Source organism: Streptomyces sp. GL_141 (assembly GCF_057834385.1).
Genome location: NZ_CM174402.1, coordinates 3,153,620 through 3,166,565, shown reverse-complemented (window position 1 = coordinate 3,166,565; position 12,946 = coordinate 3,153,620). Strand labels below are relative to the sequence as shown.

13 protein-coding genes are annotated in these 12,946 nt (G+C 72.1%); 6 read left to right on the top strand and 7 right to left on the bottom strand.

What is annotated here, in order from left to right:
• Positions 1 to 171: 171 nt before the first annotated feature.
• Genes afsQ1 through AC3IX6_RS13420 form a run of 3 tightly spaced genes read left to right on the top strand, consistent with a single transcriptional unit; the run spans position 172 to position 3,021 of the window.
• Entirely contained in the window at positions 172 to 849 is a 678-nt protein-coding gene (gene afsQ1, locus AC3IX6_RS13430) for a two-component system response regulator AfsQ1 (RefSeq protein WP_250746240.1), read from the top strand.
• Positions 747 to 2,330: a sensor histidine kinase gene (locus AC3IX6_RS13425; RefSeq protein WP_489371436.1), complete on the top strand. Its 1,584-nt coding sequence runs from the start codon at positions 747 to 749 to the stop codon at positions 2,328 to 2,330. The genes afsQ1 and AC3IX6_RS13425 overlap by 103 nt, the downstream gene beginning before the upstream one ends.
• 40 nt (positions 2,331 to 2,370) lie before the next feature.
• On the top strand, positions 2,371 to 3,021 hold the full coding sequence (locus AC3IX6_RS13420; protein WP_489370349.1) for a hypothetical protein: 651 nt from the start codon (positions 2,371 to 2,373) through the stop codon (positions 3,019 to 3,021).
• 105 nt (positions 3,022 to 3,126) lie between these two features.
• On the opposite strand, the gene AC3IX6_RS13415 is transcribed toward AC3IX6_RS13420, so the two are convergent.
• The 3 genes from AC3IX6_RS13415 to AC3IX6_RS13405 all read right to left on the bottom strand — a co-directional run bounded on the left by AC3IX6_RS13415 (position 3,127) and on the right by AC3IX6_RS13405 (position 6,172).
• Positions 3,127 to 4,776 carry a phospho-sugar mutase gene (locus AC3IX6_RS13415; protein WP_489371435.1) on the bottom strand — a complete coding sequence of 550 codons (1,650 nt, stop codon included), beginning with the start codon at positions 4,774 to 4,776 and terminating at the stop codon, positions 3,127 to 3,129.
• 47 nt (positions 4,777 to 4,823) lie between these two features.
• The gene (locus tag AC3IX6_RS13410; RefSeq protein WP_383954215.1) at positions 4,824 to 5,630 is read right to left on the bottom strand and encodes a purine-nucleoside phosphorylase; all 807 of its coding nucleotides are present in this window, start codon (positions 5,628 to 5,630) and stop codon (positions 4,824 to 4,826) included.
• A 104-nt stretch (positions 5,631 to 5,734) separates the two neighbouring features.
• The gene (locus AC3IX6_RS13405; protein WP_112449900.1) at positions 5,735 to 6,172 is read right to left on the bottom strand and encodes a gamma-glutamylcyclotransferase family protein; all 438 of its coding nucleotides are present in this window, start codon (positions 6,170 to 6,172) and stop codon (positions 5,735 to 5,737) included.
• A 198-nt stretch (positions 6,173 to 6,370) separates the two neighbouring features.
• On the opposite strand from AC3IX6_RS13405, the gene AC3IX6_RS13400 reads away from it, so the two are divergent.
• Both AC3IX6_RS13400 and AC3IX6_RS13395 read left to right on the top strand, forming a co-directional pair.
• A complete protein-coding gene (locus AC3IX6_RS13400; RefSeq protein ID WP_489370347.1) occupies positions 6,371 to 7,810 on the top strand; it encodes an NAD(P)H-quinone dehydrogenase in 1,440 nt (479 codons plus the stop codon).
• Between the two features lie 175 nt (positions 7,811 to 7,985).
• A complete protein-coding gene (locus AC3IX6_RS13395; protein ID WP_489370346.1) occupies positions 7,986 to 8,942 on the top strand; it encodes a DeoR/GlpR family DNA-binding transcription regulator in 957 nt (318 codons plus the stop codon).
• A gap of 74 nt (positions 8,943 to 9,016) precedes the next feature.
• Here AC3IX6_RS13395 and AC3IX6_RS13390 read toward each other — a convergent pair whose 3' ends face one another.
• Positions 9,017 to 10,771 (bottom strand): acetyl/propionyl/methylcrotonyl-CoA carboxylase subunit alpha, encoded by a 1,755-nt coding sequence (locus AC3IX6_RS13390; protein ID WP_489370345.1) that lies wholly within the window; start codon positions 10,769 to 10,771, stop codon positions 9,017 to 9,019.
• A gap of 463 nt (positions 10,772 to 11,234) precedes the next feature.
• Between AC3IX6_RS13390 and AC3IX6_RS13385 the strand changes: the two genes are divergently transcribed.
• A complete protein-coding gene (locus AC3IX6_RS13385; RefSeq protein WP_489370344.1) occupies positions 11,235 to 11,819 on the top strand; it encodes a hypothetical protein in 585 nt (194 codons plus the stop codon).
• Here the strand turns inward: AC3IX6_RS13385 and AC3IX6_RS13380 are convergent.
• From AC3IX6_RS13380 to AC3IX6_RS13370, 3 genes are all read right to left on the bottom strand, one after another.
• A complete protein-coding gene (locus tag AC3IX6_RS13380) occupies positions 11,800 to 12,408 on the bottom strand; it encodes a Maf family protein (RefSeq protein ID WP_489370343.1) in 609 nt (202 codons plus the stop codon). The genes AC3IX6_RS13385 and AC3IX6_RS13380 overlap by 20 nt on opposite strands.
• A 43-nt stretch (positions 12,409 to 12,451) precedes the next feature.
• On the bottom strand, positions 12,452 to 12,586 hold the full coding sequence (gene mmpB, locus AC3IX6_RS13375) for a morphogenic membrane protein MmpB (protein WP_279346700.1): 135 nt from the start codon (positions 12,584 to 12,586) through the stop codon (positions 12,452 to 12,454).
• A gap of 127 nt (positions 12,587 to 12,713) precedes the next feature.
• On the bottom strand, positions 12,714 to 12,923 hold the full coding sequence (locus tag AC3IX6_RS13370) for an acyl-CoA carboxylase epsilon subunit (RefSeq protein WP_250746263.1): 210 nt from the start codon (positions 12,921 to 12,923) through the stop codon (positions 12,714 to 12,716).
• Positions 12,924 to 12,946 lie beyond the last annotated feature (23 nt).

Genomic DNA, 12,946 nt, shown 5'->3' with positions numbered 1-12,946 from the left:
GCCCCCCGTCGTGGAGTCTGTCTGGTCCGTTGCCAAGAAGACTGCCCGCCCGAGATAACCGGGGTGTCCGCCGACTGTCACAGGCCTGTCACAGGGACCGGGAGGAGTCACGTTCGGATTGCAGGTGCAGGGCGGTCGAAGTCCCGAGGGGCGATGGGACAGAATGAGCCCGTGCCTTTCCTGTTGCTCATCGAGGACGACGACGCCATCCGCACGGCCCTCGAACTCTCCCTGACCCGCCAGGGCCACCGTGTGGCCACCGCGGCGACGGGCGAGGACGGCCTCAAACTGCTGCGCGAGCAGCGGCCCGATCTGATCGTGCTCGACGTCATGCTGCCCGGCATCGACGGCTTCGAGGTGTGCCGGCGCGTCCGGCGCACCGACCAGCTGCCGATCATCCTGCTCACCGCGCGCAACGACGACATCGACGTGGTCGTCGGCCTGGAGTCGGGAGCGGACGACTACGTCGTCAAGCCCGTCCAGGGGCGGGTGCTCGACGCACGCATCCGGGCCGTGCTGCGCCGCGGCGAGCGCGAGGCCACCGACTCCGCCGTCTTCGGCTCGCTGGTCATCGACCGCAACGCCATGACGGTGACCAAGAACGGAGAGGACCTCCAGCTCACCCCGACCGAGCTGCGGCTGCTCCTGGAGCTCAGCCGCCGTCCCGGTCAGGCGCTCTCCCGCCAGCAGCTGCTGCGGCTGGTGTGGGAGCACGACTACCTCGGCGACTCCCGCCTCGTCGACGCCTGCGTGCAGCGGCTGCGCGCCAAGGTCGAGGAAGTGCCCTCCTCGCCCACCCTGATCCGTACCGTGCGGGGCGTCGGCTACCGACTGGACTCCCCGCAGTGATCAGAGCCCTGTTCGCGGGCCGGCGCTGGACCAGCCTGCGGCTGCGGCTCCTCGTCGTGTTCGCCCTGGTCGCGCTGACGGCCGCCGTCTCCGCGTCCGGGATCGCGTACTGGCTCAACCGCGAAGCCGTCCTGACCCGGACCCAGGACGCCGCCCTCGGCGACTTCCGGCAGGAGATGCAGAACCGGGCCGCGGCGCTGCCCGCCGACCCGACGCAGGAGGAGCTGCAGCACACCGCCGAGATGATGGCGGGCAGCAGCCCCGGTTACAGCGTGCTGCTGGTGGACGAGAAGGGCGGCCGCAAGGTGGCCGGGTCGGCCGGTCCCGACGCCTTCTCGCTGGCCGACGTACCGAAGTCGCTCCAGCACGCCGTGGACGACCGGCAGAAGACCACCTCGGCCAACGACGCCGCGTACCACGTGTACTGGCAGCGGACGAAGCCGAACGGGAACCCCTACCTGGTCGGCGGCACCCGGATCGTGGGCGGCGGGCCGACCGGCTACATGTACAAGTCCCTCGCCCAGGAGCGCGACGACCTCAACGCCCTGGCCTGGTCGCTGACCATCGCCACCGGGCTCGCGCTGCTCGGGTCCGCGCTGCTCGCGCAGGCCGCGGCCCGTACGGTGCTGCGGCCCGTGCAGCGGCTCGGCGACGCGGCGCGCCGGCTCGGCGAAGGGGAGCTGGACCACCGGCTGGAGGTGTCGGGGACGGACGAACTCGCCGATCTGGCCCACACCTTCAACAAGACGGCGGAGGCGCTGGAGAAGAAGGTCGCCGACATGAGCGCGCGGGAGGAGTCCAGCCGGCGTTTCGTCGCGGACATGTCCCACGAACTGCGCACGCCGCTGACGGCGTTGACGGCGGTGGCCGAGGTGCTGGAGGACGAGGTCGACGACCTCGATCCGATGATCGCACCGGCGGTGGGTCTGGTCGTGAGCGAGACCAGGCGGCTTAACGACCTCGTGGAGAACCTCATGGAGGTCACCCGCTTCGACGCGGGAACGGCGCGCCTGGTGCTGGACGACGTGGACGTCGCCGACCAGGTGACGGCGTGCATCGACACGCGGGCGTGGCTGGACGCGGTCGAACTCGACGCGGAGCGCGGGATCGTGGCGCGGCTCGACCCGCGGCGGCTCGACGTGATCCTGGCCAATCTGATCGGCAACGCGCTCAAGCACGGCGGCTCGCCGGTACGGGTCTCCATCCGGGTGGAGGGGGACTGGCTGGTCATGGCCGTACGGGACAACGGGCCGGGCATTCCCGAGGCCGTACTGCCGCACGTCTTCGACCGGTTCTACAAGGCGAGCGCGTCGCGGCCGAAGTCCGACGGCAGCGGGCTCGGCCTGTCCATCGCGATGGAGAACGCGCACATCCACGGCGGCGACATCACCGCGGAGAACGGGGCGGAGGGCGGCGCGCTGTTCACGCTGCGGCTGCCGGTGGACGTGGGGAAGGTGATCGCCGGTGACGACGAGGAGTAGGACGGCGCGCGGGGCGGGGCGTGGAGCCACGCTCGGCGCGATGCTCGGTACGACCGCCGTCGTGGTGGCCCTGGGTCTGCTGTCCCTGGGCGCCCTGACCGGGTGCGGGATCCGGGCGACCACCGTGCCGGTGGACGTGGGACCGGCGCCCTCGCGGGTCTCGTGCAAGACCCCGACGGGCACGGCCGCCGGAACGGGCGGGGTGCAGGGCATCCGGGCCATGGTGGAACTGGTCTGCGGGGCGCAGCTGGTGGGCGTCCAGCGGGTGGTGCCGGTGCCGGAGAAGCAGCCCGCGTCGCGGGACGCGGCGGTGTTCGTCACCCAGGCCCTGCTGGAGGCGCTCCAGCGGGAGCCGTCGGCGGAGGAGCTGGAGGCAGGCTTCACGACCGAGGTACCGGCCAAGCTGACGGCCTCGGCGCCGCTGCCGGGGGACCCGGCGGGCACGGTACGGCTGAGCCGCAAGCCCGAGGACCTGCCTCCGGTGGCGCTGTCGCAACTGGTGTGCACGCTCGCGGGGAGCGACGCGGTGTCGGCGGGGCCGGGCCCGGTGGTCCTGGGCGGTCCGGACGCGGATCCGCCGCGGGCCTGGGAGTGCACGGACGCCGTCCGCTCCCGCCCGGAGTCGGTCCCGACCCTGGGCGACGTGGTGCGGCCGACGGCGAGCCCGGCTCCGAGCCCGACGCCTTCCTGACGCGGGAGGCGGTACGCGGTACGCGGTACGCGAGACACAGCCACGGCGAAGGCCCCCGAGCAGGAGCTCGGGGGCCTTCGCCGTGACCGCGTCGGGAAGCAGCGGCTAAATGCCGGCCGCCGCCGCGAGGTCCTTCTTGATCGCGTCGAGGACTTCCTGGCCGCGGGCACGGGCCGGGAGCAGGTCCGAGGCTTCCGCCACCGGGACCACGACCTCCAGGTAGCACTTCAGCTTGGGCTCCGTGCCGGACGGGCGGACGATCACCCGGGCCTTGTAGTCGCCCTCCAGGTAGTAGCGCAGCCCGTCCGTGGGCGGGAGGGTGGCCGTGCCCTGGTTCAGGTCCTCCGCCGAGGTGACCCGCAGGCCCGCCAGCGAGGCCGGGGGCTCCGCGCGCAGCGCCGCCATCGCCGAGGCGATGACCGACAGGTCCTCCACGCGGACCGACAGCTGGTCGGTGGCGTGCAGACCGTGCTCCATGGCCAGGTCGTCCAGCAGGTCGGTCAGGGTCCGGCCCTGCTCCTTGAGCTCCGAGGCCAGTTCCGCGACGAGCAGGGCGGCCGTGACGCCGTCCTTGTCGCGGACGCCCTCGGGGTCCACGCAGTAGCCGAGCGCCTCTTCGTACCCGTAGCGCAGGCCCTCGACGCGGGAGATCCACTTGAAGCCGGTCAGGGTCTCCTCGTAGCCGACGCCCGCGGCCTCCGCGATCCGCCCGAGGAGGGAGGAGGAGACGATGGACTCGGCGAAGACGCCCTGCGCCCCCTTGTGCACCAGGTGGGCGGCGAGCAGCGCGCCGACCTCGTCGCCGCGCAGCATCCGCCAGCCGGAGGCGGAGGCCGCGTCCGGGACGGCCACGGCGCAGCGGTCGGCGTCCGGGTCGTTGGCGATGACGATGTCCGGGTTCACCCGGGCGGCCGTGGCGAAGGACAGGTCCATCGCGCCCGGCTCCTCCGGGTTGGGGAAGGCCACCGTCGGGAAGGCCGGGTCCGGCTCCGCCTGCTCGGCCACCAGGACGGGGGCCGGGAAGCCGGCGCGGGCGAAGGCGGCCAGGACCACGTCCTTGCCGACGCCGTGCATGGCCGTGTAGACGGTCCGCACACCGCGCGGGGACCCGGGGGTCAGGACGGCGTCCGTCCGCTCCAGGTAGGCCTCCAGGACCTCGTCGCCGAGGTCCTGCCAGCCGTCTTCGGCCCGCGGTACGTCGGCCAGCGCGGCGATCGCGTCGATCTGCGCGGCGATCTCCGCGTCGGCCGGGGAGACGATCTGCGAACCGTCGCCGAGGTAGACCTTGTAGCCGTTGTCCCGGGGCGGGTTGTGGCTCGCGGTCACCTCGACGCCGGCGACGGCGCCCAGGTGCCTTATGGCGTACGCGAGGACGGGCGTCGGCAGCGGACGGGGCAGGACGGCGGCGCGCAGACCGGCGCCGATCATCACCGCGGCGGTGTCGCGGGCGAAGTCGGCCGACTTGTAGCGGGCGTCGTAACCGACGACGACCAGGCCGCCGGCGTGGCCCTGGGCCTTGAGGTAGGCCGCGAGGCCCGCCGCGGCCCGGATGACCACGTTGCGGTTCATCCGCATCGGGCCCGCGCCCAGCTCGCCGCGGAGTCCGGCGGTGCCGAACTGCAGCATGCCGGAGAAGCGGTCCGCGAGCTCGGTCGTGTCACCGGCCTCGATGAGCTTCGCGAGCTCGTCGGCCGTCTCCGGGTCCGGGTCCTCGGCCAGCCAGGCCCGGGCCCGCGCGATCAGATCGTCCTGCACGTCCTGCACGTCCTGCACTACCTCTCGTCGTAGGTCGGGTCGCCCGGTCAGATCCGGGCGAGGACCTGGGTCAGCAGCTTGCCCATGCGCGAGGCCGAGTCGCGGCCGGCCTGGAGCACCTCTTCGTGGTTCAGCGGCTCGCCGGAGAGGCCCGCCGCCAGGTTGGTGACCAGGGAGATGCCGAGCACCTCGGCGCCGGCCTCGCGGGCGGCGATGGCCTCCAGCACGGTGGACATGCCGACCAGGTCGGCGCCCATGACGCGGATCATGTTGATCTCGGCCGGGGTCTCGTAGTGCGGGCCGGGGAACTGCACGTAGACGCCCTCTTCGAGGGTCTCGTCGATCTCCTTGCACATCGCGCGCAGGCGCGGCGAGTACAGGTCGGTCAGGTCCACGAAGTTCGCGCCGACGATCGGCGAGGTGGCCGTGAGGTTGAGGTGGTCGCTGATCAGGACCGGCTGGCCGGGCTTCATGCCCTCGCGCAGGCCGCCGCAGCCGTTGGTCAGGACGATGGTCTTGCAGCCGGCGGCGACGGCGGTGCGCACGCCGTGGGCGACGGCGGCGACGCCGCGGCCCTCGTAGTAGTGGGTCCGGCCGAGGAAGAGCAGCGCGCGCTTGTCGCCGATCTTGTACGAGCGGATCTTGCCGCCGTGGCCCTCGACGGCGGGGGGCGGGAAGCCGGGCAGCTCGGTGACCGGGAACTCGGCCTCGGGCGCGCCGAGCGCCTCCGCGGCGGGGGCCCAGCCGGAGCCCATCACGAGGGCGACATCGTGGGTCTCGGCGCCGGTCAGCTCGCGCAGGCGGGCGGCGGCGGCGTCGGCGGCGGCGAAGGGGTCGGTAACAGATGCGTTCACGCGGAAGAGCGTAGCCGCTCTTCGCCTACGCGCGTAGATGGCGCAGCTCACGGTGTTCGGATCGTTGCCTTGTCGTTTCCGACGAATTGTCCTGTGGCCCGGGCTCAGCAGGGGCGCTTGCGCAGTTCCATCACGTAGTCGTGCGGGGCGCCCGCGGATTCGGCCGCGTCGGCCAGTTCGCCCAGGTAGCGGGCCGAGGGCAGCCCGCCCTCGTAGCCGTTGAGGACGTACACCCAGGCCGCTTCCTCGCCGTCCAGCGTGTGCACGCGCACCCGCATGCGGCGGTAGATGTCGAGCCCGACGCCCTCCCACCGGTCCATGGAGTCCTCGTCGAGCGGGGCCACGTCGTACAGAGCGACGAAGACCTGGTGGCGCGGCGCTTCGACGATCGTCGCCAGCGCGCCCTCCCAGCCCATCTGCTCGCCGCCGAAGGTCAGCCGCCAGTCGTTGATCCAGCCCGTGCCGCGCAGCGGCGAATGCGGAGCGCGGCGCGTCATCAGCCGCGGGTCGAGGTTGCCGGCGTACGCGGCGTAGAGCGACATGAGGTCGAGGGTACGGGAGGGGCGGCCCCGGCAGCGCTCCCGGCCGCGTACGGCGCCCGCGTCCCGGATGGTGGGACCGGGCGTGAAGCACCTTGATGCGTGCGGGACAATGACGTACGGAATGCATCCCCCGGGGAGACCCCCCGGAAGCCCCGGCCGGGGCGGCAGCCGGCCGGGTAGACGTGAGGCGGAGTTTTCGTGACCCGGATCGTGATCATCGGCGGCGGACCCGGCGGGTATGAGGCGGCCCTCGTAGGGGCCCAGCTCGGCGCGGAGGTGACCGTCGTGGACTGCGACGGTCTGGGCGGCGCGTCGGTGCTCACCGACTGCGTGCCCTCCAAGACTCTCATCGCGACCGCCGAGGTCATGACGACCTTCGACTCGTCGTACGAGGAGCTCGGCATCGTCGTCGCGGACGACACCCCGCACATCGAGCAGGCCGCGCGCGTCGTCGGCGTGGACCTCGGCAAGGTGAACCGGCGCGTCAAGCGCCTGGCGCTCGCCCAGTCCCACGACATCACCGCCTCCGTCACCCGGGCCGGCGCCCGGGTCGTACGGGGCCGCGCCAAGCTCGGCGGCCCGCAGGGCATCGACGGCACGCGGGACGTCATCGTCACCGCGGCCGACGGCTCCGAGACGATCCTCACCGCCGACGCCGTGCTCATCGCGACCGGCGGACACCCCCGCGAGATCCCCGACGCCATGCCCGACGGCGAGCGGATCCTGAACTGGACCCAGGTCTACGACCTCGAAGAGCTCCCCGAGGAGCTCATCGTGGTCGGCTCCGGCGTGACCGGCGCCGAGTTCGCCGGCGCGTACCAGGCCCTCGGCTCCCGGGTGACCCTCGTGTCCTCCCGTGACCGCGTGCTCCCCGGCGAGGACCCGGACGCCGCCGCCGTGCTGGAGGACGTCTTCCGGCGCCGCGGCATGAACGTCATCGGCCGCTCCCGCGCCGAGTCCGCCAAGCGGGTGGGCGACCGGGTCGAGGTCACCCTCTCCGACGGCCGGGTCATCAGCGGGACGCACTGCCTGATGGCGGTCGGCGCGATCCCGAACACGAGCAACATGAACCTGGAGGAGTCCGGGGTCAAGCTCAAGGAGTCCGGTCACATCTGGACCGACAAGGTCTCCCGCACCTCCTCGCCCGGCGTGTACGCGGCCGGCGACGTGACCGGCATCTTCGCGCTCGCGTCGGTGGCCGCCATGCAGGGGCGCATCGCGATGTACCACTTCCTCGGCGACGCGGTGGCCCCGCTGAACCTGAAGACGGTCTCCTCGAACGTCTTCACCGACCCCGAGATCGCCACCGTCGGCTACACCCAGGCCGACGTGGACGCCGGCAAGATCGACGCCCGCTGTGTGAAGCTCCCGCTGCTGCGCAACCCGCGCGCCAAGATGCAGGGCATCCGGGACGGCTTCGTGAAGCTGTTCTGCCGGCCGGGCACCGGGATCGTCGTGGGCGGCGTGGTCGTCTCCCCGCGCGCGAGCGAGCTCATCCACCCGATCTCGATCGCCGTCGACAACAACCTGACGGTCGAGCAGATCGCAAACGCGTTCACCGTGTACCCCTCGTTGTCCGGTTCGATCGCCGAAGTTGCCCGCCAGCTGCACACGCGGAAGGCTTCGGGCGAGGCGTAAGTACCGATAACGGCCCTTGTGCGCAAGGGCTTTGGAGTGGGTGGTCGGCCCGCCGCGGAGCATGTGCGCGGCGGGCCGACCGCGTATACCACTAGTTGCCCTACGGTATGGACAACTTCGGAATTCCGGCGCAAAGAGCTGAAAGCAGATGGTCGTTGGGGTTACTGTCAGTTTCGTGTTCGCTGCAGAACGTCGCCAATTGATCCTCGAAATGGTGCGGGCCAACGGAGCGGTATCGCTCCGGGAGCTCGCCCGCGTCGTCCAGACCTCCGAAGTGACCGTACGGCGGGACGTGCGGGCACTGGAGGCAGAAGGACTCCTCGACCGCCGGCACGGCGGTGCGGTACTGCCGGGCGGTTTCACGCGTGAATCCGGCTTTCCGCAAAAGTCCCATCTCGCGACGGCGGAGAAGACCGCCATCGCCGATGTCGCGGCCGGACTCGTCGAAGAAGGCGAGGCCGTGGTCGTCGGCGCCGGCACCACCACCCAGGAGCTGGCCCGCCGGCTCGCCCGGGTGCCCGGACTCACCGTCGTCACCAACTCGCTGCTCGTCGCACAGGCCCTGGCCCATGCGAACCGGGTGGAAGTGGTGATGACGGGCGGAACCCTGCGGGGTTCCAACTACGCGCTGGTCGGCAGCGGTGCCGAGCAGTCCCTCCAGGGGCTGCGGGTCTCGCGGGCCTTCCTGTCCGGCAGCGGTCTCACCGCCGAGCGCGGGCTGTCCACGTCCAACATGCTCTCCGCGAGCGTGGACCGGGCGCTGGTCCAGGCCGCGGCGGAGGTGGTGGTCCTGGCCGACCACACGAAGCTCGGGACGGACACCATGTTCCAGACCGTGCCGACCGATGTGATCACCCGGCTGGTGACGGACGAGCCGCCCCCGCACGACGACCGGGCCGGTACGGAGCTGCAGGCGCTGGCGGACCAGGGCGTACAGATCACCGTGGCCGGAGCGGGTGCCTCCGGCGGCGGGTCCGGAGAGGGGATGGCCGGGCGCCGCCCGCGCCGGGAGTCCCCGCTGCCCGTGCAGAGGCGGGGCGGGCCGACGGCCCAGCTCCGCAGCGCGGGGACGCCGTTGCACGAGCAGCAGGCGGGCGAGCGGGCGCGGGTCGCGGATATGAGGCGCCGATAACGTCCGGCGGTACGAAAACGGCCGGCGGGGCTGGATCCATCCAGCCCCGCCGGCCGTTTCGGTGTCCGAGGACGTCAGTCCTTGATCTCGCAGATCGCCGCGCCGGAGGTGAGCGAGGCGCCGACCTCTGCCGCCAGGCCCACGATCGTGCCCGAGCGGTGCGCGTTCAGCGGCTGTTCCATCTTCATGGCCTCGAGGACGACGATCAGGTCGCCCTCGTTGACCTGCTGGCCCTCCTCGACCGCGACCTTCACGATCGTGCCCTGCATGGGCGAGGCCAGGGTGTCGCCGGAAGCGGCCGGGCCGGACTTCTTGGCCGCGCGGCGCTTGGGCTTCGCGCCGCCCGCGGCCGCCGTACGGGCCAGGGTCATGCCCAGCGAGGACGGGAGGGAGACCTCCAGGCGCTTGCCGCCGACCTCGACGACCACGGTCTCGCGGCCCGGCTCGTCCTCGGAGTCCTCCGCGGCGGGGACCACGAACGCCGGGATCTCGTTGACGAACTCGGTCTCGATCCAGCGGGTGTGGATCGTGAACGGGTCGGCCGTGAAGGCGGGGTCGACGACGACCGCGCGGTGGAACGGGATGGCCGTGGCCATGCCCTCCACCTCGAACTCGGCCAGCGCGCGCGCCGCCCGCTGCAGGGCCTGCTCGCGCGTGGCACCCGTAACGATGAGCTTGGCGAGCAGGGAGTCCCAGGCCGGGCCGATGACCGAGCCGGACTCGACGCCCGCGTCGAGGCGGACGCCCGGGCCGGACGGGGCGGCGAACTTGGTGACGGTGCCCGGAGCCGGCAGGAAGCCGCGGCCCGGGTCCTCGCCGTTGATGCGGAACTCGAAGGAGTGGCCGCGCAGGACCGGGTCCCCGTAGCCGAGCTCCTCGCCGTCCGCGATGCGGAACATCTCGCGGACCAGGTCGATGCCGGTGACCTCTTCGGTGACCGGGTGCTCGACCTGCAGGCGGGTGTTGACCTCCAGGAAGGAGATCAGGCCGTCGGCGGAGACCAGGAACTCGACCGTGCCGGCGCCGACGTAGCCGGCCTCCTTCAGGATCGCCTTCGACGCCGCGTACAGCTCGGCGTTCTGGGCCTCGGTCAGGAACGGCGCCGGGGCCTCCTCCACCAGCTTCTGGTGGCGGCGCTGCAGCGAGCAGTCACGGGTGGAGACGACGACCACGTTGCCGTGGGAGTCGGCCAGGCACTGGGTCTCCACGTGACGCGGCTTGTCGAGGTACTGCTCGACGAAGCACTCGCCGCGGCCGAAGGCGGCGACGGCCTCGCGCACGGCGGAGTCGTAGAGCTCCGGGACCTCTTCGAGGTTCCGGGCGACCTTCAGACCGCGACCGCCGCCACCGAAGGCGGCCTTGATCGCGATGGGCAGGCCGTGCTCCTTGGCGAAGGCGACGACCTCGTCCGACCCGGAGACCGGGTCCGGCGTGCCGGCGACCAGCGGTGCGCCGGCGCGCAGCGCGATGTGGCGGGCGGCGACCTTGTCACCGAGGTCGCGGATGGCCTGCGGCGGCGGGCCGATCCAGATCAGGCCCGCGTCGATGACGGCCTGCGCGAATTCGGCGTTCTCGGAAAGGAAGCCGTATCCGGGATGGATGGCGTCCGCACCGGAATCGGCTGCGGCCTGCAGGATCTTGGAGATGTCCAAGTAGCTCGCGGCCGGGGTGTCACCGCCCAACGCGAAAGCTTCGTCGGCCGCGCGGACGTGCAGAGCGTCCCGGTCCGGGTCGGCGTAGACGGCTACGCTCGCGATCCCGGCATCCCGGCAGGCCCGAGCAACGCGGACTGCGATTTCGCCACGGTTGGCGATGAGCACCTTGCGCACGATGGCTCCCTCCTTGAAACAAGCTGAGTTTAGGGACAGCCCACACGGCCTTTCGACCCTTCCCCGGTGGTGACCTTGCCCACACGGACTGTGATCCGAGTCGACCCCGGGTCGATAAAACCCTTGTGGCGCCCCATGTCAGGGGGATCCCCGACTGCACAGTAACCCTGCCGTGTGTCCGGGGTCTCTGTTCCCCGGGTCAGCCGCCCGGGGTGATTCTTTGTCGAATCCCTACGAACGGCCCACGCATTCCTTGCGCGGGCGCGGCGCGGGCGCGGTGCCGGCACCGTGTCGTCGCCGGGGTGTCGCCCCGTGGCAGCCCGAGCGTAACGAAGCGGCCCCGGCCCCTTGTCCGGAGGTTTACCCGTTAGTAGCCTCCAGGCGTCGAACGGGCTTGTGCATGCGGGGTGGGGGCGTCGTGGCTGGTGTGGGTGGCGTGGGTGGCGTGGTGCTGCGGAGATCCGTGGCCGGAGCGACCGCGGTCGTGCTCGTCGTGGAGGCGGCGGTGCTCGGCTTCGTCCACCTCGTCCTGGGCCGGACCACCGAGAACCAGTCGATGTCCATCGCGGGCACCGATCCGGATGTCATGTCCAAGGCAACCTATGCGCTGGGCGCGGGCATGGCCGCCTTCCTGCTGGCCTGCGCGGTGTTCCTCGTCGTCGCCGCGGTCCGCGACCGGGCCCCGGGCTCCTTCGCGCGCGTGCTCCTCGTCAGCGCCGCCGTCACCCACGGAGTGCTCGGCGCCCTCGTCGTCGGCCTGGTGGGCTGGGGCGCCTTCGCGGTGATGATGCTGATCCTCTGCCTGCTGGTGCTGAGCCTGACGCTCTACGCGGCCAAGGGCGCGAGCGGGGCCGGCGAGGGCCCCGGAGACCCCGCGGGGGGCTCCAGCGGGCCCCTGGGGGGCTTCGGCGGGTCCGAGGACGGCTTCGGCGCCCCCGGCGGCGACCCCGACGGCCGGCCGGAGCTCCGGGACACGCCGCCGGGTCACCCGCTCGCGGACTTCGGGGACTTCGGGAAGCTCGGAGACGTCAAGCCCACAAGTCCGTGATCGACACGCCCAGTTCGGCCAGCAGCGAGCGCAGCAGCGGCATGGAGATCCCGATCACGTTGCCGTGATCCCCGTCGATGCCCTCGATGAACGGGGCCGACAGCCCGTCCAGGGTGAACGCCCCCGCCACGTGCAGGGGTTCCCCGCTCGCCACGTACGCCGCCACCTCCGCGTCCGTCGGCTCGCCGAAGCGGACCGTCGTCGACGCCGTGGCCGAAACCTTCGCGCCGCTCGCCGTGTCGATCACGCAGTGCCCGGTGCGCAGCACCCCGGCGCGCCCGCGCATCGACTTCCAGCGGGCCGTGGCCTCCTCGGCGTCCGCCGGCTTGCCCAGCGCCTCGCCGTCCAGCTCCAGCACGGAGTCGCAGCCGATCACCAGGGCGCCCGCGGCCTCGTCCAGGGCCGCCACGACGGCCGCCTTGGCCTCGGCCAGCGCGAGCGCCAGCTCGGCGGGGGAGTCGGCGGTGAGGGCGTCCTCGTCGAAGCCGCTGACGATCACGTGCGGGGCGAGCCCGGCCTGCCGCAGCAGGTTCAGCCGGGCGGGCGAAGCGGAGGCGAGGACGAGGGCGTGGCGGGGGGCAGCAGTCATGCCCGCCATCGTAGGGGCGGCCGGCCCGTGGCCCGGCGAGGGCTCAGAAACCGCCCACGCCCAGTACGTACACCACGACGACCATCGCGATGACGACGATCACCGTCATCCGCCGGACCATCGCCGCGGCATCGCGCATGTCCTTCGGCGGCTCGTTCTTCGGGTCTGACCAGAGCATGCTCCGATCCTGGCCCCGAGCACTCCCGTGGCGCCTGAGTACGGGTACTCAGGCGCCACGGGCAGTTCACGCCATCTTCATCTGCGCCTACATCCGGACTACATCCGGAACCACGTCCGGAACCGCTCTACGCGGGCCAGTACGTACGGCCCCACGCGCCCGGCCCAGGGCGCGGCAGGGTCCGCCGGGCCACCCGGCCCGGCGCCGCCCACGCGTCGGTCACGCGCTCCGCGCCCGACGGCGCCGACGCGAGGGCCGCCGCGCGCGCTCGGACCACCGCCAGTGCGGCGGCCAGCTCCTCCGGGGTCGGGTTCCCCTTGACGACCTTGATCACCACGGGACTGCCTCCTAGCGTCCTAA